A 22708-nucleotide genomic window follows, 5' to 3' on the forward strand; every position below is an offset into this window, starting at 1 on the left:
GCATGCTTTCGCCACCTGCCTGGCGCTGGCTCCTCGGCCTGCTACTGCTCAGCCTGCTGACGCCGCTGTACGCCGATGACAGCGGCGTGATCCGCTACCCGCGCCGTGCCGAAGGCGACGAATTCCGCTCGCGCTATATGCTCGCGCAACTGCAACTGGCGCTGGAGAAAGCGCACAGCCCCCTGCGCCTGCAACCCACGCACTACAGCATGGAGCAGGAACGCGCGCTGATTAACCTGGAACGCAACGAACGCCTCGACGTGGTCTGGAGCATGACCAGCCGCGAGCGTGAACAGCGCCTGCTGCCGGTACGTATTCCGCTGGACAAGGGCCTGTTCGGCTGGCGCATCGCCCTGCTGCCGAGCGATGCGCCGCAGCGTTTCAAGGACGTGCAGGGCCTGGCCGATCTGCGCCAGTTCACCGCGGGCCAGGGCCACGACTGGCCGGACAGTGAAATCCTGCGCAGGCAGGGTTTGCCGGTCAAGGTTTCGGCCAGCTACGGCAGCCTGTTCCGCATGTTGCAGGCGCAGCGCTTCGATTACTTTCCACGCTCGGTGATCGAGATCTGGGACGAGCTGGACCACCCACGCGGGCGGCCTCTGGTCGCCGATCCCTATGTGTTGCTGCACTACCCGGCGGCGATGTATTTCTTCTTCTCGCCGCAGCGCCCGGAGCTGGCGGAAACCGTGCGCCAGGGGCTGGAGCTGGCGCTGGCCGATGGCTCGTTCGAGCAGCTGTTCCAGACGCATTTCGCCGCCAGCCTGCAGCGCGCCAACCTGGCGCAGCGCCGGGTAATCGAACTGAACAATCCCCTGCTACCCAGCGCCACGCCGCTGCAGCGGCGCGAGCTGTGGTTTACTCCGCCGCCGGCGCGCTAGCTGGCGGCGCGGCCAGCGTCGCCTGCACCGCATTGCGGCTGTGCGCCCCAAAACGGCTGAACAACTCCATCAGCAACTGCTCAAGCACTGGATCAGGCTGACTGGCGGCCAACTGGTTGCCGGCGCTGAAACCTGGGGCAACCGCCGGTTGGCGCGCCAGCCATTGGCCAATCAGCTCATCGAAGGCATCGGCACTGGCATAGGATTCGGCCGCCACCACCTGCACCGGATAATCCGCCGAAAATGCCGGGTAGGCGTCCGCCGGGTTCTGCGCATAAGCCTGCAACAACGGCTGCGCCGCCTGCTCGCCGACCATCAGCTGCTGCATGCGCTGCAGTTGGTATTCCTCGATGGCCGTGTGCCGATCCGCCACGCGGGCAATGGTCGCCAAACGGTCTTCCGGATAGCCGGCCGCCGCCTTGAGGGCCACCAGCATCAACTCCGCCGTGGCCACACCCGGCACGGTCTTGGCGTGGTACGGCTGGGTCAGGTCCTGCAGATAGTGCAGCGCCCAACCGAGAAAACGGTAGCCCCAGTAGTCATGCCCGCTGGCCAGGGCCAGGCGCGCCAAGCCGGTGTACTGGTAGATGCGCCAGTGCGGCAGAGTGCGGCGCAGATAGGGCGCAGCCTGAAATACCAGTTCCGGCTCGTGGTAATAGCCGATATGAAAGGGTGCCTGGGAGGAATACTCGAAGCGCGCATCACCAAACGGCTGCGCACCGAAGTTGTACTGCGCGCCCGCCTCGCCGGGGTTGTCGCTGAACAGGTTGATGTCGTGGCCATAGTCCGGCTCATCGGCGGCGCTGCTCAGCACCTGCAAGGCTTGCACCGTATCCCCCGGTTGCAGGGCCAGGTAGCGCCAGTGGTTCCACGGGCCGATCTTGCGGAACACCAGCACCTGCTCGGCGGCCAGGCGCGCCCGGCCCTCGTCGCCCTGCCCAGGCAATTGCTGAACAAAGCCGGCCAGACGCACCTCTGGGTTGACCCGCAGCGCATGCAGGAACGCCGTGCGCGCATCACCCTGCGCCGCGGCATTGAAACGCAAGGCGTCCGGGCGTTGTGGGTAGTCGGGGAAATGCGCGCGGGCAAAGCCTTCCTGCTCATCCAGCAGCTGCTCGATGGCCGGGGCCTGATCACTTAGAAAAGCTTCCAGCGGCTCGTAGTTCAGCCTGCGTTGCAACTCGGGCAGCGCCTGCAACGCCAGCTGGCTGCCCAGCGAATGATTGGACCAGGCCAGTGCAGCCAGGGGCTGACAGGCCAAGCAGCAAGCGGATAACAACAGGACCAGGGGCTTCACAGGCACTCCAGCAGCAGGCAATCAGGCAAGGCCTTCAGCCTAACCGCAAAGGTGCAAGCTGGCACGGACGTATCACGTCAGCCCCATTCACCAATCAGGCAGCACCGATCACGCAGGCAGCAAGGTGGCCAACGCCACCCCGGCGGCGACCAGCAGGACCAGCAACACGCCCAGCAGCGGCTTGTTCAGACCACTGCGGGCCGGCTCGGCGGGCGCTGCCGGTTTGCTCTGGGCGGCACTGCGCAGCGGGTTGGCGCTGTTGCGTGGTGGGCTGGACAACGCCGCCTGCGGCAGCGCCTTGGGCAGGTCGACGGCGCGCATAAACACCGTGGCATCTTCGTCCACGGCTTGCGCCACGGCGCTTTTCGGGCCGATCACCAACAGGCTGACCGAGCCCATTTTCAGCTGATCGCCAGGCTGCAGCACCGCCGTCACGACCTTCTGCTGGTTGACCAGCATGCCGTTGGCCGACCCCAGGTCCTTGACCTCCAGCACGTCATCCTTGAGGTAGAACTCGCAGTGCCGGCGCGACAACTCCTGGTCGCTGAAACACAGCTCACACTTCACCGAGCGGCCAAAGGTCATCGAGCCGTTGACGTGGAACTTCTTGCCTTCGTGCTCGCCCTGGATCACCTGCAAGTACCAGCGCGCGGCCTGCTCGGCCTTGGCCTTGCTGCGCGCCGGGTCGACCAACAGCAGCTCCACCGAGCCCAAACGCACGCGGTCATCGGCACGCAACTGGAAGCGCGTGCTGATGCGTTCGTCATTGACGAAGGAACCGGTCGGACTGCCGACATCGGTCAGGTAATAGAAACCATGGTCCTGGCGGATTTCCGCATGGAACGGGCCGATCCCGGCATCGCTCAGCACCAGGCTGTTGCGGCTGTCCTGGCCGATGGTGAAGCGCTCGTCGACCAGCCAGACCGGGGCCTGACGATTGTCACTGAAGTGAATTCTGAGCATATGCGCCGCTACCCCAAAGTCTACCCAACACCCTAACAGGCCGTGGCGCGCATGCTGCCTGCCAATCGTCAGGCTAGCAATACGCCAGCATGGCTACTCAATCAAAAATATTGTTCCACAAGCGCTTGATCGGATTGGCGCTGCCCTGTTCGGTCGCCGGCCTGCGCCGCGGGGTTTGCGCCACACGCACGCGGCGCTCATGGGCGTCGAGGCGCTGCAGCAGCGCCTCGTTGGCGGGCTCTACTTCCAGCCCCTGCTGAATAGCTTCCAGCGCCAGGGCAAACTCGCGGCGCTTGTAGGCATTCTCACTGAGCTCGATAAAGCGCTGCGCCACCCGTTTGAGCCCATCCAAGGCCTGCGCGTTGTTCGGCTCCCAGGCCAGCACCTGGCGGAAGTAGAAGGTCGCGCTGTCGTCTTCCGGCAGCAGCAGCTGCTCATCCAGCAGGCGCTGTTCAGCCAGTTGCAGGTAGCCGCTGATGCGCACTTGCAGCACGCGCGCCAGGCCATCCTGCGCCTGCGCGTTGTCGGCATCGAGGCTCAGCACCTGGCGGAACAGGTAATCGGCATTGTCTTGCGCCGGTTCCAGCAGCTTGCCCTCTTGCAGGCGTTGCTCGCCGAGAGCCAGGTAATCGGCAATCTGCTTCTGCTGATAGGCATAGAAACCGCCCGCCGCCACGCCGCTTAACAGCAGCGCCGCCAGCAACAACCACAGCCAGAGCGAACGCTTTGCTGCGCCTGGCTTGGCCGCCGCGGCCTTGGGTAGATTAAGCGCCGGGGCGATACGGGTGCTGTCCGGGTCGGCGTCGGTGAGTTCATCCAGGCTCGCCAGCAATACCTGGCAGTCGGCGAAACGCTCATCCGGGTCCTTGGCCAGCATGCGCTCAAGCAGCCACTGGTAGCCCTGCAACTGCGCCGGCAGCGCGGGCAGGTCCATCTGCAGGTGGTTCATCACCGTCTGCGGGTAGTTGTCCGCGCGGTACGGATTACTGCCGGTGAGCATCTCCAGCAGGATCACGCCCAGGCTGTAGATATCGCTGCGCGCGTCCAGGGCCTGGCACTGCGCCTGCTCGGGGCTGCTGTAGGAGGGGCTGCCGACGGCAATGCCGAATTGGGTCAGGTCGGTATCCAGCTCGACTTCCTTGGCCACGCCGAAGTCGGTGATCACCGCCGTGCCGTCGCCACGGAAGAGGATATTGGCCGGTTTGATGTCGCGGTGTACCAGGCCTTTGTCATGCACCACCGCCAAACCGCTGGCGACCTGGCGGACGATGCGCAAGGCGCGCTGCACCTCGAATACCTCACCCTTGTGCTGCGCCAGGTCGCCACCGGCAACGAACTCCATGGCCAGGTAATAGCGGCCATCGGCCAACTGGTCGATGTCATAGATGGTGATGATCGAGGGGTGATGCAAGGACGCCACGATGTGGCCTTCCTTGATAAAGCGCTGGCTGTAGGCTTCATCATCGCTGCTCAGCAGCACCTTGATCGCCACCTTGCGGTGCAGCGATTGCTGGGTGGCCAGGTACACCTCGGCCATACCGCCCTTGCCCAGGCGGCCATGCACCTGATAACCGGGAATTTCGATCAATTGTTCAGTCATGGAAGTCAGTGCACATCGGCTGATTAGGGCTTGCGGGGAGTAAATAGACGGCTGATAAAGCCACGTGGCTTGGCCGGGGCGCTGGGCGCAGGTGCATCACGGCCGAGCACGATACAGGAGATATTATCCTTGCCGCCCATTTCGTTGGCCTGGTCGATCAGCTGTATCACCAGTTCATCGAGGGTCTGGGCGTTGCTGCATAACTGCTGGATCTGCGGGTCGTCCAGCTCGCCGGTGAGGCCATCACTGCACAGCAACAGCAGCTCATGCTCACCCAATCGGCCGTGCAGCAGGCCCACTTCGAGCGCCTGCTCATCGCGCCCCAGACACTGCAGGATGACATTGCGCTGCGGGTGACTGCGCGCCGCCTCGGGGCTCATCTGCCCGGCATCGATCATCGTCTGCACCCAGCTGTGATCGCGGGTCAGGCGCTCGATATGCTCGGCACTGACCCGATAGGCTCGGCTGTCACCGACCCAGGCGATGGCAAACTCGGCACCGTCGAAACGCACCGCCACCAGGGTGGTGCCCATGCCGCCACTGCCTTGCGCACGCGCCACGGCAAGAATCTCGCGATTGGCCGCCTGCACCGCCTCGACCAGTTCGGCGCCTTCACTGCAGGCCTGCTGCAGACTCTGCAAGGCCTGGGCACTGGCCACTTCGCCGCACTGATGCCCGCCCATGCCATCGGCTATCGCCCACAGGCCCAGTTGCGGGCAGCACAACAGCGCATCCTCGTTATGCCCACGCACCCGGCCGGGCACGCTGTGGCCGGCGTAGATCAGCGGTGGTTCTATTAATGCGATCGACATAGTGACTTCAGTGCCCTGCACATCTGTACATCCGGGAGTTGCGCCCATGATGCGGTGGCAAGCCGAGGCTGTCACCGCCAGCACATGACTTTGCCCATGAACTGTTAACCAGTCGAACCCCAAACGGGCCGATTTAGCGGCCGCAAATAACGCTACCGCACAGCCGCTATGGGCCTAAACTCAAATGACCAGCCCCGCGAACACAACGGGAGATGGCATTGCCGCAACAGGTCCCAGCACATGCGAACGCGACTGCGTCAGAGGTGAAGATCATGAGCAAAGGTATGGATGCGAAGAAACAAGCGAAGAAGAAACCGCTTAAAACCGCCAGCGAAAAACGCATGGCGAAAAAAGACAAACACGGCGCGAAAACCCTGCTTGGCAGCCCGACTGCCAGCGCCTGAAGCCCCCCATGGCCTGACACAGGCACACGCTTGTGGTCAGGCCTGCGAGCTGCAACCATTACGCCCCCTGCCGCCGATTGCCATACATGCACTACCGCGCCCTGCCCGCCCCACTCAAACCCTTGGCCGACAAGTTCTACCGCAGCCAACGTTCTGCCATGCGCGTCAGCACGGTCGAGCAGGTCTGGGTGGCCGAACACACGGAAATTGTCGCCGCCCTGTGTTTACGCGCCGTCGAGGGTGGCCACTGGCTGACCAGCCTGCTGGTCGCACCACCACTGCGCCGACAAGGCCTGGCCCGGCAACTGGTCGAACAGGCACTGAGCGACTGCACGGCACCCGTCTGGCTGTTCTGCCGCCCCGAACTCAACGGCTTCTACCTGCGCCTGGGTTTTGCCCCCAGCGCCACGCTGCCCGGGGTTCTGGCCGAGCGCCTGCAACGCTACCAGCGCAGCAAAGACCTGCTGGCATTGGTCCGCCAGCCCTGACGCTGGCAGCGTCTTAAGTATTGAATCCGCTGGCGGTCGGCGCGCCGCTCGGCAGATCGCCGCAGATACTGGCACTTTGCTCAATTTGACGCTTGCCATCCCCAGGCAAAGCTCTGCATGCTTGCCCCATAACAATGAAAACAATGGCCTACCAATATGCGTATATCGCGGTTGCTCAGGCGCCTGCGTAACAATTTTCAGCTGTCCATCATCACCCTGATGGGGCTGTTCGGCGTCATTGGTATTACCCCCTACGCCGTCTACCGGCTGACGACCGGCAACTACCTGGTCGGCACCGCCGACACCATCATTGTCGTCTCCACCGTGCTCGCCATACTCTATGCCTGGCGCACCGGCGACACCGTCAAACCGGGTATTTACCTGGCCATTATCTTCTCCGTCGGCTCGACCCTGATTGCCATCAACCTCGGCGTTAACGGTCTGTTCTGGATTTATCCGCTGATTCTCTTCAACTTCTTTATGGTCTCGCCGGGCAAGGCGCTGGTTGCCACCATCCTGGTGCTGCTGTCGTTGGTCGGCTACGCGCAAGTGGTGCCAGGCAGCGTGTTCGAAAGCGATTACCAGATGATCTCGTTTCTGGTGACCAGCATGATGGCCAGCATCCTCAGCTTTGTGTTCGCCTACCGCACCCACAGCCAGCGCGACCAACTGCAGCAGCTGGCCATCCATGACCCGCTGACCGGCGCACGCAATCGCCGGGCAATGAATGAAGAACTGAAAATCGCCGCCTCCCTCCAGCGCCGCCACGGCAACAGCTACGGTGTGCTGGTGATGGACCTGGACCACTTCAAGAGGATCAACGACAGCTTTGGTCATCAGGCCGGCGACCAGGTGCTGGTGGATTTCGTCGAGCTGATCAAGAACTCATCGCGCAAGGAGGATCGCCTGTTCCGCTTCGGTGGCGAGGAATTCCTGCTGTTGCTGCCCAACACCGAGAAAACCGGGCTGCTGGCCGCCGCGCAGCATCTCCAGGCGCAAATCGCGCAACACCTGCAAAGCCCCGGTGGCGCAGTGACCATGTCGATCGGCGGAGCCATCCTGCGCCGCGGCGAGCACTGGGACGAGATGCTGCAGCGTGCCGACAAACGCCTGTACCGCGCCAAAAGCGCCGGGCGCAATTGCATCATCATCGATGAATCCAGCACCGCCCCGCTCAGCTGCCCGTAAGCCCCGCCCACACGCAACGCCCGCATATCCGGCTGGCCGCAGCTCAGCCGGCGAGGAACTACACTGAACCCATAAACACAATGACCTACTTCAGCACAGGCAGACTCCGGGGGCTCTGCGACCGTCAGCGAAATGAGGTGCAGCATGAACAGGCATTTTTACATCAGCGACAACCTGGACGACCTCGAACGCCTGGAAAGCGAACTGGAAGCCAGTGGCATCAGTACCGAGCAGATCCATGTGTTGAGCGAAAACGCCAGCGAACTCGAACAGCACCACCTGCATGAAGTCTCGCCCCTGCTGAAAAAGGACCTGGTCAACTCAGGCAGCAAAGGCGTGCTGATTGGCGCGGGCCTGGCCGCAGCAGTGGTCGCGCTGGCGCACTTCACCGGCTGGAGCAACAGCCCGGCGGGCTGGACACCCTTCGCCTTTCTCGCCGTGGTGCTGCTCGGCTTCGGTGCCTGGGAAGGTGGCTTTCTCGGCATCCAGCGCCCCAACAGCTACTTCGAGCGCTTCGAGCCTAGCCTGCATATGGGCAAGCATGTGTTCTTCGTTGATGTCGCCGACAATCAAGAGGCCGTGCTGGAGCAGGTCGTCAGACAACACCCGATGCTGCAGATGGCCGGTACCGGCGTCGCCACGCCTTACTGGCTGCTGCTCTGGCAGCAGAAATGGCATCAGTTCAAGAAGAGCATCTAGCCCCTGAGGCTCCGGCCCGAGCGGTCGGAGCCATATAATTTCGGCCGCTGATGGCGTGCTGTAACAACGCAGGCTCGGCAGTGTCTATTGGCCACACCCAATGCAGAGCACCGCCATGAACAGACGCTCCTTGCTCAAAGGACTGGCCCTGCTGCCAGCCCTGCCCCTGGCCGGCCACAGCTCGCTGAGCCTGGCCGAAGCAATCGCCAACGCACCCAGTGTGGTGGCGCTGGATAAACCCCACAGTGCCTGGCGCGAACAACTCTCGGCCGAGGCCTACGCCGTATTGTTCGAAGAAGACACCGAAGCCCCCGGCAGCAGCCCGCTGAATCAGGAAAAGCGCAGCGGCACCTATATCTGTGCCGCCTGCTACCTGCCGCTGTTCGCCAGCCAGCACAAATACGAAAGTGGTACCGGCTGGCCCAGCTTTACCCAGCCGATCGCCGGCCACATCGGCACCAAGCGCGATGCCAGGCTGTTCTTCCTGCGCACCGAATACCATTGCGCGCGCTGTGGCGGGCACCAGGGCCATGTCTTCGATGACGGCCCGAAACCGCGGAGCGAACGCTGGTGCAACAACGGCGTAGCCCTGCGCTTTATTGCCGAAGGCGAAACCCTGCCTGAGCTGCGGAGCTGACTATGACGACCCTCTCATCGACGTGGCGCAAACGCGCCCTGGTCAGCACCAGCCTGATCATCGCCGCACTGCTTGCGGCCTGTGAACCCACTGCAGCGCAGGCACCGCAAGAGACCAAACCTGCGAGCGCGGCGGCAGACGTCGCCAATGCAGGCGTGGCGGTGTTTGCCGGTGGCTGCTTCTGGTGCACCGAATCGGACTTCGACAAGATGCCAGGCGTTATCGCCACCACCTCCGGCTATATCGGCGGGCATGTCGACAACCCCAGCTACGAGCAGGTTTCCGCCGGCAGCAGCGGGCATATCGAAGCGGTACAGGTGCGTTTCGACCCGAGCAAAACCAGCTACGCGCAACTGCTGGAGGCCTTCTGGCCAACCATCGACCCGGTGACCGCCAACGCCCAGTTCTGCGACCGTGGCCCGCAGTACCGCAGCGCGATTTTCTACAGCAACGCCGAGGAGCAACGCCTGGCTGAGGCGTCCAAGGCCGCCCTGCAAGACTCGGGACGCCTGCCTTCGCCGGTGGTCACGGAAATCCTCCCGGCCACTACCTTCTTCCCGGCCGAGGACTATCACCAGGATTACTCCCAGCGCAACCCGCTGCGCTACAACTACTACCGCAACGGCTGTGGCCGTGATGATCGCCTGGAGCAACTCTGGGGCAAGCAGGATTGAAGGGCCTCCATCAGCTGGCGGTTGCGTCAGCTGATGGCTCTATATTCAGCCGCTGGTTTGCCGCCTCGACTCAAGCGGCATTCGCTATCGTAGGGCACTCACACTTTGTCGCGAGCAGCCCATGGCCCCGTTGAAACCCTTGTTCAAACTGACCTCGCTGATCGCCTTGGGCGGTTGGCTGATGCTGGTCTGCCTGCCCTTCTGGCCTTACACCGATGAAGTGGTGCTGGGATTTAGCGTGGTGCTGCTGGCCATCGTTTACAGCTGGCTGCTGTTTGTCGCCATGCGCCAGCGCCCCGAGCCTGGCAGTGGCAGGCCCGGCTTCTTCAGCCTCGGCGGAGTGCTCTCGCTGCTGCGCCAACCCACGGCCGCGCTGGCCGCCTGGGTGCATATCCTGGCGTTCGATCTGATGGTGGGGTTGTATATCCGCAGCGAAGGGGCCATCGCCGGTATCAGCCACTGGGCGCTGCTGCCCTGCTATGTGCTGACGCTGATGTTCGGCCCGCTGGGTTTACTGGCGTTTCTGGCCTTGCGCTACGGCCTGGCCATAGCCGTCTAAGACAACACCCGCTTAACGGCTGCGCTCGTAGTATTCAGTGCTCTGCCCTGGAGTCTGCTGTACGCGGTAGCCGTTGGGGTACTCGATGCTTTGCTGAATACCGCCACGGCTTTCCACCGACTGGCTGCCGTAATGGTTCTGCTGCTGGCGGATGCCATCGCCCGGCAAACGCTGACCGCCATACAGGTTATGGCTCTCAAACTGCTGGGAGCTGCCAATGCTGCCGCTGGCGCCGGGGCTGATATAGGTCTTGGGAATCACCCGAATGGTCTGCGGAGCCTGCTGCTCGGCGTAAAGCGGCGTTACCGTCAGCACGCCCAGCAAACCTGCAATACACCTGAACCCAGTCATGGCGACCTCTGCGTTATCCACGCGCGAAACGAACCTACAGGTTGGGCAACAGCTGGCCCGAACGGTTCCAGCCACTCGTCCTGACAAGCGACTGAACAATAAAACTGGTGCCGGAGACAGGAATCGAACCTGCGACCTTCGCGTTACGAGTGCGCTGCTCTACCGACTGAGCTACACCGGCAAACATCCAAACCTGCCTGAACCGCGCCGCGCCTGCATAAGCGGCAGTGCGTCGGCGGCTCGGCCATTATTCAACGGAGTTGCCAGGGCCTCAAGGGTGATCTGTACGGAGGGGTTACCTCAGCCGACAGACACCCGCGAAGACCAAGGCTTACTTGTCGGGCAACTCGATACGGTCTTCGTGAATAACGATGCGGCCCTGTTTATACAAACCGCCAATCGCCTTCTTGAAGTTGCCTTTACTGACGCGAAACAGAGCGGAGATGGCTTCGGGCGAACTCTTGTCGTTCAGATTGAGTACACCGTCGTGCTCGCGCAACTTGGCCAGAATCTGTTCGCCAAGGCTGCTGGCCGCTTCCTGACCAACTGGCTGCAGGCTCAGGCTGATCTTGCCGTCGGCGCGCACTTCCTTGATAAAACCTTTTTCCTGCATGCCACTGCGCACGAACTTGAACAGTTCGTTCTTGTGGATCAAGCCCCAATGCTTGCCATTGATGATCGCCTTGAAGCCCATGTCAGTGGATTCGGCCACCAGCAGGTCGACTTCCTCACCCGCCGTGTAGTTCGCCGGCAGGTTGTCCAGGTAGCGATCCAGTCGGGCTGTAGCAGTAATCCGCTTGCTGCGTTTATCGAGAAACACATGCACGACGCAATAGTCGCCGATCTGCAAGGGTCGCTTTTCTTCGGAATGCGGTAATAACAAATCTTTCGGCAAACCCCAATTAAGGAATAAACCGACACGGTTGATATCCACAACTTTCAAACTGGCAAACTCGCCAACCTGAACTTTTGGCTTTTCCGTGGTGGCGATTAACTTGTCTTCGCTGTCTAAATAAATGAATACATTCAGCCAGTCTTCTACTTCACTCGGCGTGTCACTCGGGATATAGCGCTTGGGCAATAATATTTCACCATCCGCGCCGCCATCCAGGTACAGGCCGAAGTCGGTGTGCTTGACGACCTGCAAACTGTTCATCCGTCCAATTACTGCCATGGTGCCTTACCCTCTTTACCAGGCCGGCATTCTAGCCGAGTCGCCCCCACTTTTCTCGACAACCGGGCATCACCCTTGCGCTAGCTGGACTCCCAGCGACGCAATCCGACCAGCGGAACGAGGCGCACGCCAGCCTTGCCGCGAAAACTCAGAGGCCGACTTGATACCTGCTAAAACAATCACTTATTGGCCTTTCAGGTAATTATCTGGATGTTTATCAGAATAATTACCCGCAACAACCTCGCATCCGAGATTTATTTATCAAGCAATTGTCAAGCGTTTCGAGTATGATGCGCGGCCAAATTAATTTTTGAGTAGGTTAATGGCCGTCATGCGCGTAAAAGCATCCAACAGCAAACCCAAGCCGGCTCCAGCCGTGGAAACTAGCGCCTCGATCGACGCACAGATCGAAGCCTTCCTCAAATCCGGCGGGGAAATCCAGCAAATCGCCAAAGGCGTGAGCGGTCAGGTGTACGGCACCACCAAGCAGATCACCATCGGCAAAAAGTAAGCGCATTCCTCCTCTGGCCATGCAGCGTTTTGCTCGCAACGACAAGGCGCTGGCCAGTGCATAAATCGTTACACCCCGTCGCCTCCCCCGCAGTTGTTTCAAGCATTTCTGCGCCACCCTCTGGCGCTTAGCACAACCTTGTTTCAGAATCATGTCAGCCCGCATTTTGCGGCTGATCAGGCATTGCCGTTGCCTAGTGATGGCAGTCGCCCCAGGAGTACCCGTGCGCGTTACCTGCAATTGGCTGCGACACCCTTCCAGCACCCTGCTCACCCTCGGTTTGTTAGTGATTGCCTTGCCGCTGCTCAGCCGTTACGCGCTGGGCTGGTCGCACCCCTATGGCTACTTATCGGACCTGGCAATTGGCAGCCTGCTACTGGTTACCCTGCATCAACGCTCCTGGCTGCTGAGCATTCCTCTGCTGCTGGTCTGGTGCATCTTTAACCTGAGCACCGCCGAGCTGGTCAATGCGGTCGGCCGCATGCCGGGACCCGCCGACCTGCAATACCTCGGCGATGCACAATTCGTTAGCCATTCGACCCAAGGCAGCGGGCTTAGCCAGCCGTGGCTGGCGCTGGCGCTGGCATTGAATTTAGCGGCCTATCTGGCCCTGCGCAGTTGGCCTGCGGTACGCCGGGCTGCAACCTTTAAACGCACCTGGCTGCTATTGCCGCTGTCGCTGTTTGCCGTGCATGTGGTTTGCCAACAGCTCAAGCCGAGCGAAGCCGACCAATGGCTGCAATTCAACCTGCCGCACAAGCTGCTGGCCGAAAGCAGCAATAGCGCGCAACAACAGCTGGCTGACTGGCTGGACGGCGATGAGCCGAGCAGCCCACCGGATATCCGTGGCCTGAGCCAGCTCGACCTCAACGGCAATCCGCTGCTCAAGCAAGCAGGCAGCGCGCGCAACGTACTGATCATTACCCTCGAAGGCGTCACCGGGGCTTATCTGCAAGCCAGCCGCCAAGCGATCGGTAGCAGCTATATGCAAGACCCGATGCCACGCCTGAGCCAATGGGCCGAGCGCGGCATGCTCACCTACGATTACGTGCTGCACAGCCACCAGACCATTCGCGGCCTCTACGCCATGCTCTGTGGCGACTACAGCAAGCTCGATTCCGGCACCCCGAAAGGCCTTGAGCTGCTCAACAACAAGGCGCGCAGCGAACAATGCCTGCCCGCCCAACTGCGCGAGCGTGGCCTCAGCACCCACTTCCTGCAAGGCGCTGGGCTGCGCTTTATGGCCAAGGACCAGATCATGCCGCAGATGGGGTTCGACAAGACCCACGGCCGCGACTGGTTCAAGAACAAACCGTACCTCGAGTTCCCTTGGGGCATGGACGACAAGGCCTACTTCGAAGGGGCCTTGAGTTACGTGCAGCAACTGCGCAAGCAACAGCAACCCTGGATGCTCACGCTGCTGACCGTAGGCACCCACCAGCCCTACTCGGCCCCTCAGGACTATCTGGATCGACATGCCAATGCCAAGCTGGCGGCCATCGCCTACCTCGACGACGCCGTCGCCGACTTCCTCAACGGTTTGGAAAAGCAGGGCGTACTCAAGGACACCCTGGTGATCGTCACCTCGGATGAATCCCACGGCCTGGAGAATGTGCGCCTGGCCTCGGCCTGGGGCTTCAACCTGCTGCTGGCTCCCGAGCAGGCACAACTGCCGGTGCTCAAGCATGGGGTGTATGGCCACGTCGACCTGACCGCCTCGGTACTCGACTACTTCGCCTTCCCGGTACCGGCCAATATCGCCGGCCGCTCGCTGCTGCGCGACTACCCCGGCGGTCGAGAAATAATGTCGTACACCAACGGTTTGCTGCGCCAGCACGATGGCAACGGCACCCTCACCGAATGCGACTTCCAGCAGGTCTGCCGGCGCTACGCCAGCCCAGGTTTTATTGCTGACAGCGCGCGCTACCTCGGCCGTTTCAGCGGCAAGCCGGCGCGCCTGATCAGCCAGCGTGCCGCCCTGCTCGACCAATCGCTGACCGGCAACCAGGCCGAACAGCACTACCAGTTCGCCAACAGCCAGCGGATCAAGCTCAAGTCCACCGTCAGCGATGACTGGGCAGACAACTTGGTCGGCGCGCAGTACCTGACGCTGGCCAAGGACACCCAGACCACGGTAACGCTGAAGATCCGTGCGCTGCGCCTGGACAAACAAGGCGCGCGCCTGCAGCTGAAAACCAAGGAATACGACCGCGACGTGGCGCTGCCGATTCCCGAGCTGCCGCTGCTGACCCGCGCTAAACCAATGGAACTGAGCTTTGCCTTCGACAACCTGGAGGCGCGCAAGGCGTTCTCCTTCCACCTATTGGGTCAGGGCCAAGGCGCGATCGAGATCCTCGATTTCAGCGTCACCAGCAAACCACTGGAAGCCAAGCTGCTGGCCACCCAGGAAAACCCGGAAGAGCTGCCCAGCCCATAGAGCCCGCTAGCGGCCGCCGTCAGTGCATCGCATAGCGGCGCTCGATGGCGGCGTATTCGCCGTCGGCGCGGATAGCCGCCAAGCCCTGACTGAAACGCTCGCAGTCGGCTTGTCGGCGACAACCCAGGCGATAACCGGTGGGAGGGAAAATCGGGTAAAGCGTCAGCGGCTGAGACACATCAACCTGGGTGTACACCTCACGGTTGAAGTAACGCAGGATGCGCATATTGGTCACCACCACATCCACCCGCCCGCTGTAGAGCATACGATTGCGGGCGATCTGGAACGCCTCCTCGCGGTACTGCGGATTGGCCTCGGCCATTTTCTGGAACTCCGGCCCCAGCAGATTACGCGCACGCTGAAAGGCATTGACCGAGTACTTGCGTAGATCGCTTATGCGCTCGATTTTCAGCTCCCTGGAACGCAGGGCCACGGCGACATTCTGGTACTCGATATATACATCCGAGTAAAACGCACTGACGCCGCTGCGCTCATTGGTGGTGGCGATCGCATCGATCTGGCCGCGACTCAACATCAGGTGCAGACGTTCCTGCGGCGCGTGCTGCACCGCCACTTGCAGGCCACCGCGCTGCGCGGCAGCGACCACAATGTCGTACTCCAGACCGCGAGCCTCGCCCTCGAAGACATAGGGTGGCTTATGCGTGCCAAACCCCAGGCGCAGATCCTGTGCCGCCCCCATCAGGCTGAATGACAACAAGCAAAGAGCCCACAACAACTTCATGGCGATACCTGAGTTGAACCAGTACTGAGCATAGCCGGCTATGCCCGTTGCTCGCAGCACAAAGCGTGCGCCAACTTCATGGCACAGCCATCAGGCAAATCGATTGCGCGCCATTAGTCGCCAAGGCCGCGTCGCAGTCTAGACTCTTGCCACCGGACTTAGCCGACCTGCCACTGGAGAATGCTCATGCTTAAAGCCGAATACCAACACCGCGGCCCGCAACCTCATGAGGTGATCGCCGCAGTTGCACTGCAACTGGCAGAGCCTGCCGCTGGCCAAGTACGTATCAAGGTGCTGGCCGCCCCCATCAACCCCTCCGATGTCCTGACCCTGACCGGTGAATACGGCATGCTGCCGCCGCTGCCGGCGATTGGCGGTAACGAAGGCGTCGGCCGGGTAGAGGCGCTGGGTGCCGAGGTCAGCAACCTGAAAGTCGGCCAGATGGTGTTGCTGCCGGTTGGCTGCGGCACCTGGGTCAGCCACCTGAATGCACCGGCGAACAAGCTGATTCCGCTGCCCGAAGCCGATCCACAGCAACTGGCGATGCTCACGGTCAACCCGCCGACCGCGTCCTTGATGCTCAGTGAATTCGTCGACCTCAAGCCCGGCGATTGGGTAATCCAGAACGCCGCTAACTCAGGGGTAGGCAGCTACCTGATGCAACTGGCCAAGCTGCGCGGCTTCAAGACCATCAACGTGGTGCGCCGTGAGTCGGCGGTGGCTGGCGTGCAAGCCGAAGGCGGCGATGTGGTGCTGGTCGACGGCCCCGATCTGGCCAAGCGCGTACGCGCTGCCACCGATGGCGCAGCGGTACGTCTGGGTATCGATGCAGTGGGCGGCGAAGCCACCGATCACCTGGCGGCCAGCCTTAGCGACGGTGGTGTGCTGGTCAATTACGGCATGATGAGCCGCCAACCGTGCCAGGTTTCGCCGGCGTCGTTTGTCTTCCGCGACGTCAGCCTGCGTGGCTTCTGGCTGGCCAAATGGTTCCAGAACGCCAGCCAGGCCGAGCAGATGAAGGTGTTTGGCGAACTGGTGCAGTTGATCGCCAGTGGCAAGCTGCACACCCGTATCGCCGCGACCTACGACGTCAGCCAGATCAAGGAAGCAGTGGCCGCAGCCGCCAGTGGCGAACGCGATGGCAAGATCCTGATCGTACCGAAGTAAGCCTGAGTAGAACGACGGTGGAGATCCCGCCGTCGTTCAGCCTACGCTAGGTGCGTTCGCCAACCACAGCACCAACCCAGCCACACTTAGATGCAACAAGACGATCAGCCAGAACGTCAGCTGATAACCGAGCTTGCGATTCTTGTGGCGAATCAAGCGCTGTGCCAGCAAGCCTCCAGGCCAGCCGCCCAACAACTCATAGAGATGCAGACGCGCTTCCGGCGTGCGCTGCTGACCGTTGATAGCGAACTGCTTGTCGCGGTAGTAGGCGATAAAGCAGATCAGGCTCATCAGCCCATACACCAGCGCCAGCAGGGCCAGCACATCGACCCCGACCAGCAGCGGTTGAACCCGCTCGTGCCACAGCTGCGCCACACCCTGCAGCAGCGGCGGATAGCTGGCGTAATTGCTGACACTCAAGGCCAGGTTGCTGTGCGCGATGCTGCACGGCTGATCGCTGTAGAGCAGCACGCCATCAGGCTGCACGCATTTGTGCACCGCACCCTGCGCCTGCGCGGCCACAGCCAGCGCGGCAAACAGGCACATCCGCCAAGCCATTGGCTTACTCGGCGGCTGGAGCGCGACGCTTCAGCGGGGCCAGGCCGTCCTGGCTGACTAGCACCGGCGCATCGGGTTTCGGCCGGTTGATGGTGTTGCGCTTCGGTGCCTTGGCGGCCGGCTTTTTCGTGGCAAGCTTCTTGCCGGTTTTCGGGTCGATCTTTTTCTTCTTCGGGCCAACCGCTTTGCCGGACGCCTTGAGGTTTTTCGGGCCCTGGTAGATGCCCTTGAGGTCCTTGATATTGCGGCGCTCGAAACGCTGCTTGAGGTAGCGTTCGATGCTCGACATCAGCGCCCAGTCGTTGTGGCAGATCAGCGAGATCGCCAGACCTTCAGCGCCGGCACGGCCAGTACGGCCGATGCGGTGCACGTATTCGTCGCCGGAGCGCGGCATATCGAAGTTGATAACCAGGTCCAGGCCGTCAACATCCAGGCCGCGCGCCGCCACATCGGTGGCCACCAGAATCTTCACCGCGCCCTGCTTGAGGCGGTCGATGGCCAGCTTGCGATCCTTCTGGTCCTTCTCGCCGTGCAACACAAAGGTTTTGAAATCGTGGGCAACCAACTTGCCATACAGGCGGTCAGCCTGGACGCGGGTATTGGTGAAAATGATTGCCTTGTCGTAGGTCTCGTTTTTCAGCAACCACTCGACCAAGCGCTCTTTGTGATGGTTGTGGTCAGCGGTGATGATCTGCTGACGGGTGCCTTCGTTGAGCTGGCTGACGCGGTTGAGCTGCAGGTGCTCAGGCTCTTTCAACACCTTGCCTACCACTTCACGCAGCACGGCGCCGCCACTGGTGGCGGAGAACAGCAGGGTCTGACGGTCGGCGTTGCACAGCTCGGACAAACGCTGCACGTCCTCGGCAAAGCCCATGTCGAGCATGCGGTCGGCCTCATCGAGTACCAGCACTTCGACTTCATCGAGCAGCAGGTTGCCAGCGTTGGCATGTTCGATCAGACGGCCTGGCGTACCGATCAGGATGTCGACCTTGCGCAGCATGGCGGCCTGCACCTTGAAGTCTTCACCACCGGTGATCAACCCGCCCTTGAGGAAGGTGAACTGAGCAAAGCGCTCGACTTCTTTGAGGGTCTGCTGCGCCAGCTCGCGGGTTGGCAGCAGGATCATCGCGCGCACGCTCATGCGTGGCTGAGAAGCGCCATCGCCGAGCAGGCGATTGAGCATTGGCAGCACAAAGGCCGCGGTCTTGCCACTGCCGGTTTGCGCGGTAACCCGCAAGTCTTTTCCTTGCAGCGCCAGCGGAATGGCCGCCAACTGCACCGGGGTGGGCTCGACAAAGTTAAGCTCGGCCACGGCTTTGAGCAGGCGTTCATGCAGGGCGAATTGGGAAAACACGGGTATACCTCGACAAAAAATCAGCAATACAGCGGCATAGATTACCGGTTCTGCTGGCTAAAAGCCCGAACGGCCTGGCCAACGGCGTCTGTAGCTTAGTTCGCAACCGTGCAGCAGGACGCCAAAACGACGCAGATCGAGGCCTCCCGTCAGGCCACTACGCAAGCACCGCGTCGCGCCGGTAGAATGCGCGCCGCCGTTCAATTCCGCACGGCATGGGTTCCCTAACCCCATCCCGTAAAAAGGTTCCGTCATGCTGCTTACCTCTCCACAGCGCCTGCGCAATGCGCTTATGGCCCTGGTGTTGTTCCACATACTGATCATTATCGCCAGCAACTACCTGGTTCAGCTGCCGATCACTCTGTTCGGCTGGCACACCACCTGGGGCGCATTCAGCTTCCCGTTTATCTTCCTGGCCACCGACCTGACAGTGCGCCTGCTCGGCAAACAGGCGGCGCGCAGGGTGATCGCCCGGGTCATGCTGCCGGCGCTACTGATTTCCTACATCGTCTCGGTCTTGTTTCAGGAAGCCAGCTTTCGCGGCTTTGGCGCACTGCTGGAGTTCAACGAGTTCGTCCTGCGCATCTCCATCGCCAGCTTCCTCGCCTACGTGCTGGGGCAGATTCTCGACATCCAGGTCTTCGACCGCCTGCGCCAACTGTCGCTGTGGTGGGTAGCGCCGACCGTATCGACCATCTTCGGCAACCTGCTGGACACCTTCGCGTTCTTCTCGGTGGCGTTCTGGAATAGCAGCAACCCGTTTATGGCCGAGCACTGGGTGGAGATCGCCACCGTGGACTACGGGGTCAAGCTAGTCATCAGCCTGCTGCTGTTCGTGCCGCTCTACGGCATGCTGCTCAATGCCATCCTGCGCATGCTGGCCGGGCGCTCGCCCGCCACGTCGGAGAGTTCTCGGCCACACTGAAAGGCCTACACTGACTATTAACCCAGCCACCCGCGGAGTACCGCCATGTACCGCTCCTTGTTGCTAACCGCCACCAGTCTGGCCCTGGCAGTTGCCTTGAACAGTGCCAGCGCCGCGCCTAAACACGACAAGCACGACAAACACGGTGGCGATGGCGATATACAGGTTGATGTACGCGGCCCGAGCATCGATATCGGCCAAGTGCGCATCGTTCTTGGCGACAACCGCGCGCTGATCGGCCCGGCCCAGTCGCTGCCGCCGGGTATCCGCAAGAATTTGGCGCGCGGCAAGCCGCTGCCACCGGGTATCGCCAAACGTTTCGACAATCGTTTGCTGGGCCAGTTGCCGCACTACGACGGTTACGAATGGCAGCAGGTTGGCACCGACGTAGTCCTGATCACGCTGGCCACAGGGCTGATCTACGAGGTGCTGCAGAACGTACTGGACTAAGCCCGCCAGGAAACTTTGCCCTCTGTTGCCACTCCACTGAGCAGGGGCATCAACCGAGCCCTGCGTCTGTGACTGGGGGCATCAGCATGAAACCCACCCTGATCTACTACGTCGCCGCCAGCCTGGACGGCTATATCGCTCGCCCGGATGGCCGGGTCGATTGGCTGGAAGCCATCCAGGCGTCTGGCGACGACCACGGATACCACGCCTTTTATGACGGCATCGACGCCCTGCTAATGGGCCGCATGACCTTCGATGCGCTGATGGATTCCGCGGAAGCCTGGCCCTACCCCAGCAAGCCTTGCATGGTACTGACCCGCTATCCGCATGAGCGATTGCCGCAGGGCGTGAGCATGCGCCACTGCACGCCAAGCGAAGCCCTGACTGAGCTGGCCGAACAGGGCCATCAACGTATCTGGTTGGTCGGTGGCGGCTCGCTTGCGGGCAACTGCTTCGCCGCCGGCCTGCTCGACGAGCTGGTGGTCAGCCTAGTGCCCTACCTGCTGGGCGCCGGCATTCCGATGTTCTCCAGCGGCCTGGAACGCAGCCTGAGACTGCACGAACAACGCAGCTTCAGCAGTGGCGTGGTGCAACTGCACTATCAGGTACTGCCGGAAAACCCTGCGAATACAGCGCTATGAACCCTGTCGCTGCTGCTTCAGCAGCAGCCGTGCGCTGTCCCAGCCGACCAGCAGCACCGCCAGCCAGATGGGCAGAAAGGTCAGCCACTGCGCGGCATTGAACTGTTCACCGAGAAATAGCAGCGCCACTAGAAACAGCAGCACCGGTTCGACATAACTGAGAATGCCAAACAGCCCCATCGGCAACAGTCGGCTGGACGCCATCATCGCGGCAAACGCCAGCGCGCTGAGCAGGCCCAGGCCAGGTAGCAACCACCACAGTTGCGGGGCATGGGTGAACAGCTGCGGCGGCCCCCACTGCACAATCATGTAGATCGCCACCGGGGCCATAAACAGCATTTCCAGCACAAACCCGGACAAGGCATCCATGCGCATCCAGCGGCGCAGCATGAAATACGGCGGATAGCCCAGCGCGGTCACCAGCACCACCCAGGAAAACGCCTGGGTGCGCCACAACTCATGCGCCACGCCGAGCAATGCACAGAACACCGCCAGGCGTTGCAGTGCGCGCAAACGCTCGCCATAGAACACCCGTCCAACCAGCACCATGGCCAGCGGCAGAAGAAAGTAGCCCAGCGACACCTCCAGCATGCGCCCGGCCAGTGGTGCCCAGACAAACAGCGCCCACTGAATCCCCATCAAGAACGCCGCCAACGGCAAACTCGCCAGCAACCACGGCTCGCGGCGCAAACGCGCGAAGGCCAAGCCCAGCACCGGCCATTGCCGCGCCAGCGTGACCAACAGCAGCACCGCCGGAATCGACCAGAGCACGCGCTGGGCAAACACCTGGCCACCGTCCAGTGGGGCCAGCAGCTGTACATAGCCCGGCACCAGGGCAAACAACCCCGAGGCAATAATCGACAGCGCCACACCACGCCCAGACAGCTGCATCACACCACCCTGCTCAATAAGAGCCAGCATCTTGCCTGGCTTGTAGTTAAGACCACAGCCACCAAGCGGCACAGCTGGGCACTTAAACAGCCGTACAGCGCAAAAACACAGGCCATAAAAAAGCCCGCACTGCATCAGCAGCGCGGGCAGAGACGTCCAGGAGCACCGAACGCCAGGAGAACAGGATGCAGCGGGAGGTATCAGATGGCCTGGGCCAGTTGCGCCTTGGCCTGGTTCAGACCTTTTTCCATAAACTCGCCGCCCAGGTTAAGACCTTCGGCATGGATAAAGCTGACATCGTGGATGCCGACAAAGGCCAGGGCCTGGCGCAGATAAGGTTCCTGGTGATCCTGAGCGCTGCCGGCGTAGATACCGCCGCGAGCCGTCAGCACAAAGGCGCGCTTGCCACTGAGCAGACCTTGCGGGCCGGTTTCGGTGTACTTGAAGGTCACGCCGGCACGCAGCACATGGTCCAGCCAGGCTTTCAGGGTGCTGGGAATGGCGAAGTTGTACATCGGCGCAGCCAGCACCAGCACATCGGCGGCCAGCAGTTCGTCGGTCAAGGTGTTGGACAGCGCCAGAGCGGCTTGCTCGGCTTCACTCTGCTGTCCGGCCGGGGTCATCCAGCCGCCCAGCAGGTTGGCGTCCAGGTGTGGCACCTGGTCGACCGCAAGGTCGCGCACCTGGATCGAGTCGGCCGGGTTAGCGGCCGTCCAGTTGGCGATAAATTGCGCGGTGAGCTGACGCGAAACCGAGCCTTGTTGGCGGGCGCTGCTTTCGATTACCAGGACGTTTGCCATGTTGTTTGCTCCATCGAAGGGTTGTTGAACGTCGATGGGCAAAGAGTAGAAGCGTAGCGATCGATAAAAAAGCGCAAAAAATCGCCTATAATTATCGAATAATTTGATTTATAGCACTGCCCGGCTTAGGCTCTGGGCAGTGCTTGCCGGTTACTTGAGCCCGCAGGTCAGCTTGACGCGCAGCTTGATAATGCTGCGGCTGAACTTCACTGCCAGGTTGCTGCTTTCGCCGGCAGCCAGGCTGACCTGACGGGTACGTGGCGCTTCCGGGCCGTTGCGAAACACGGCCGTGCACTTGGCGTCGCTGCGGCCATAGTTGTACAGCTGCACCGCGCCCATGTTGTGGTCGATTTCCTGGGAAGTGGCCGACACCTCGGCCCCGTTGAGCTGTTTTTCCAACTCGATCGGGTAGGCCATAGCCGTCAACGGCAAGCAGGCCAGCAGCGCGCAACAAAGCTTCTTCATCAAGGCAGTCTCCGACAAAAGACTGCCAGTTTAGGTTGATTGC

The 22708-nt window shown here is 61.6% G+C and carries 25 protein-coding genes, 1 tRNA gene and 1 pseudogene; 14 read left to right on the top strand and 13 right to left on the bottom strand.

Features of this window, described 5'->3' with window-relative positions:
• Nucleotides 1-2: 2 nt before the first annotated feature.
• Nucleotides 3-878 carry a hypothetical protein gene (locus tag WBK23_RS05665; protein WP_424482990.1) on the top strand — a complete coding sequence of 292 codons (876 nt, stop codon included), beginning with the start codon at nt 3-5 and terminating at the stop codon, nt 876-878.
• Here WBK23_RS05665 and WBK23_RS05670 read toward each other — a convergent pair.
• The 4 genes from WBK23_RS05670 to WBK23_RS05685 all read right to left on the bottom strand — a co-directional run bounded on the left by WBK23_RS05670 (nt 856) and on the right by WBK23_RS05685 (nt 5550).
• Nucleotides 856-2175, bottom strand: coding sequence for a phospholipase (locus WBK23_RS05670; protein ID WP_424482991.1), 1320 nt, complete (start codon nt 2173-2175; stop codon nt 856-858). The two genes, WBK23_RS05665 and WBK23_RS05670, sit on opposite strands and share 23 nt — an antisense overlap.
• 108 nt (nt 2176-2283) lie before the next feature.
• On the bottom strand, nt 2284-3138 hold the full coding sequence (locus WBK23_RS05675; RefSeq protein ID WP_424482992.1) for an FHA domain-containing protein: 855 nt from the start codon (nt 3136-3138) through the stop codon (nt 2284-2286).
• Nucleotides 3139-3235: 97 nt separating this feature from the next.
• Entirely contained in the window at nt 3236-4738 is a 1503-nt protein-coding gene (locus WBK23_RS05680) for a protein kinase domain-containing protein (RefSeq protein WP_424482993.1), read from the bottom strand.
• A gap of 23 nt (nt 4739-4761) precedes the next feature.
• Complete coding sequence (locus tag WBK23_RS05685) at nt 4762-5550, bottom strand: PP2C family protein-serine/threonine phosphatase (RefSeq protein ID WP_424482994.1); 789 nt, start codon at nt 5548-5550, stop codon at nt 4762-4764.
• Nucleotides 5551-5822: 272 nt separating this feature from the next.
• Between WBK23_RS05685 and WBK23_RS05690 the strand changes: the two genes are divergently transcribed.
• From WBK23_RS05690 to WBK23_RS05720, 7 genes are all read left to right on the top strand, one after another.
• Nucleotides 5823-5954 (top strand): hypothetical protein, encoded by a 132-nt coding sequence (locus WBK23_RS05690; protein WP_424482995.1) that lies wholly within the window; start codon nt 5823-5825, stop codon nt 5952-5954.
• 86 nt (nt 5955-6040) lie between these two features.
• On the top strand, nt 6041-6442 hold the full coding sequence (locus WBK23_RS05695) for a GNAT family N-acetyltransferase (RefSeq protein ID WP_424482996.1): 402 nt from the start codon (nt 6041-6043) through the stop codon (nt 6440-6442).
• 156 nt (nt 6443-6598) lie between these two features.
• Nucleotides 6599-7630, top strand: a complete 1032-nt coding sequence (locus WBK23_RS05700; protein ID WP_424482997.1) for a GGDEF domain-containing protein — start codon at nt 6599-6601, stop codon at nt 7628-7630.
• A 144-nt stretch (nt 7631-7774) separates the two neighbouring features.
• Nucleotides 7775-8329 carry a magnesium transporter gene (locus WBK23_RS05705; RefSeq protein WP_424482998.1) on the top strand — a complete coding sequence of 185 codons (555 nt, stop codon included), beginning with the start codon at nt 7775-7777 and terminating at the stop codon, nt 8327-8329.
• Nucleotides 8330-8444: 115 nt separating this feature from the next.
• A complete protein-coding gene (gene msrB / locus WBK23_RS05710; RefSeq protein WP_424482999.1) occupies nt 8445-8966 on the top strand; it encodes a peptide-methionine (R)-S-oxide reductase MsrB in 522 nt (173 codons plus the stop codon).
• A 2-nt stretch (nt 8967-8968) separates the two neighbouring features.
• The gene (msrA, locus tag WBK23_RS05715) at nt 8969-9640 is read left to right on the top strand and encodes a peptide-methionine (S)-S-oxide reductase MsrA (RefSeq protein WP_424483000.1); all 672 of its coding nucleotides are present in this window, start codon (nt 8969-8971) and stop codon (nt 9638-9640) included.
• Between the two features lie 121 nt (nt 9641-9761).
• A complete protein-coding gene (locus WBK23_RS05720) occupies nt 9762-10199 on the top strand; it encodes an ABA4-like family protein (protein WP_424483001.1) in 438 nt (145 codons plus the stop codon).
• Nucleotides 10200-10211: 12 nt separating this feature from the next.
• Here the strand turns inward: WBK23_RS05720 and WBK23_RS05725 are convergent, their stop codons facing one another.
• The 3 genes from WBK23_RS05725 to WBK23_RS05735 form a co-directional block, all read right to left on the bottom strand.
• Complete coding sequence (locus WBK23_RS05725) at nt 10212-10550, bottom strand: hypothetical protein (RefSeq protein WP_424483002.1); 339 nt, start codon at nt 10548-10550, stop codon at nt 10212-10214.
• A 105-nt stretch (nt 10551-10655) separates the two neighbouring features.
• A tRNA-Thr gene (locus tag WBK23_RS05730) sits at nt 10656-10731 on the bottom strand.
• A gap of 150 nt (nt 10732-10881) precedes the next feature.
• Nucleotides 10882-11724: a CvfB family protein gene (locus WBK23_RS05735; protein ID WP_424483003.1), complete on the bottom strand. Its 843-nt coding sequence runs from the start codon at nt 11722-11724 to the stop codon at nt 10882-10884.
• A gap of 322 nt (nt 11725-12046) precedes the next feature.
• Here WBK23_RS05735 and WBK23_RS05740 point away from each other — a divergent pair, with 322 nt between their 5' ends.
• On the top strand, nt 12047-12235 hold the full coding sequence (locus WBK23_RS05740; protein WP_169852821.1) for a hypothetical protein: 189 nt from the start codon (nt 12047-12049) through the stop codon (nt 12233-12235).
• 223 nt (nt 12236-12458) lie between these two features.
• Entirely contained in the window at nt 12459-14672 is a 2214-nt protein-coding gene (locus WBK23_RS05745) for an LTA synthase family protein (RefSeq protein ID WP_424483004.1), read from the top strand.
• A 19-nt stretch (nt 14673-14691) separates the two neighbouring features.
• Here the strand turns inward: WBK23_RS05745 and WBK23_RS05750 are convergent, their stop codons facing one another.
• Nucleotides 14692-15414, bottom strand: a complete 723-nt coding sequence (locus WBK23_RS05750; protein WP_424483005.1) for a substrate-binding periplasmic protein — start codon at nt 15412-15414, stop codon at nt 14692-14694.
• Between the two features lie 186 nt (nt 15415-15600).
• On the opposite strand from WBK23_RS05750, the gene WBK23_RS05755 reads away from it, so the two are divergent.
• Nucleotides 15601-16581: a zinc-dependent alcohol dehydrogenase family protein gene (locus WBK23_RS05755; RefSeq protein WP_424483006.1), complete on the top strand. Its 981-nt coding sequence runs from the start codon at nt 15601-15603 to the stop codon at nt 16579-16581.
• Nucleotides 16582-16617: 36 nt separating this feature from the next.
• Here WBK23_RS05755 and WBK23_RS05760 read toward each other — a convergent pair.
• Both WBK23_RS05760 and WBK23_RS05765 read right to left on the bottom strand, forming a co-directional pair.
• Nucleotides 16618-16887, bottom strand: a pseudogene (locus WBK23_RS05760) (DUF1294 domain-containing protein); the annotation flags it as partial.
• Between the two features lie 256 nt (nt 16888-17143).
• Nucleotides 17144-18493 (bottom strand): DEAD/DEAH box helicase, encoded by a 1350-nt coding sequence (locus tag WBK23_RS05765; protein ID WP_424483007.1) that lies wholly within the window; start codon nt 18491-18493, stop codon nt 17144-17146.
• 253 nt (nt 18494-18746) lie between these two features.
• Between WBK23_RS05765 and WBK23_RS05770 the strand changes: the two genes are divergently transcribed.
• The 3 genes from WBK23_RS05770 (at nt 18747) to WBK23_RS05780 (ending at nt 20509) form a co-directional block, all read left to right on the top strand.
• Nucleotides 18747-19418 carry a 7-cyano-7-deazaguanine/7-aminomethyl-7-deazaguanine transporter gene (locus WBK23_RS05770; RefSeq protein ID WP_424483008.1) on the top strand — a complete coding sequence of 224 codons (672 nt, stop codon included), beginning with the start codon at nt 18747-18749 and terminating at the stop codon, nt 19416-19418.
• Between the two features lie 45 nt (nt 19419-19463).
• Nucleotides 19464-19868 carry an anti-virulence regulator CigR family protein gene (locus WBK23_RS05775; RefSeq protein WP_424483009.1) on the top strand — a complete coding sequence of 135 codons (405 nt, stop codon included), beginning with the start codon at nt 19464-19466 and terminating at the stop codon, nt 19866-19868.
• Nucleotides 19869-19954: 86 nt separating this feature from the next.
• The gene (locus WBK23_RS05780) at nt 19955-20509 is read left to right on the top strand and encodes a dihydrofolate reductase family protein (protein WP_424483010.1); all 555 of its coding nucleotides are present in this window, start codon (nt 19955-19957) and stop codon (nt 20507-20509) included.
• Here the strand turns inward: WBK23_RS05780 and rarD are convergent.
• The 3 genes from rarD to WBK23_RS05795 all read right to left on the bottom strand — a co-directional run bounded on the left by rarD (nt 20504) and on the right by WBK23_RS05795 (nt 22665).
• Nucleotides 20504-21400, bottom strand: a complete 897-nt coding sequence (rarD, locus tag WBK23_RS05785; RefSeq protein WP_424483297.1) for an EamA family transporter RarD — start codon at nt 21398-21400, stop codon at nt 20504-20506. The genes WBK23_RS05780 and rarD overlap by 6 nt on opposite strands.
• 200 nt (nt 21401-21600) lie before the next feature.
• Complete coding sequence (locus tag WBK23_RS05790) at nt 21601-22200, bottom strand: FMN-dependent NADH-azoreductase (RefSeq protein WP_424483011.1); 600 nt, start codon at nt 22198-22200, stop codon at nt 21601-21603.
• Between the two features lie 150 nt (nt 22201-22350).
• Nucleotides 22351-22665, bottom strand: coding sequence for a 3-phosphoglycerate kinase (locus tag WBK23_RS05795; RefSeq protein ID WP_424483012.1), 315 nt, complete (start codon nt 22663-22665; stop codon nt 22351-22353).
• Nucleotides 22666-22708: the final 43 nt, after the last annotated feature.

Origin of the sequence: Pseudomonas sp. (assembly GCF_049653025.1) — a bacterium.
In the GTDB taxonomy this organism is placed as follows: Bacteria; Pseudomonadota; Gammaproteobacteria; order Pseudomonadales; family Pseudomonadaceae; genus Aquipseudomonas.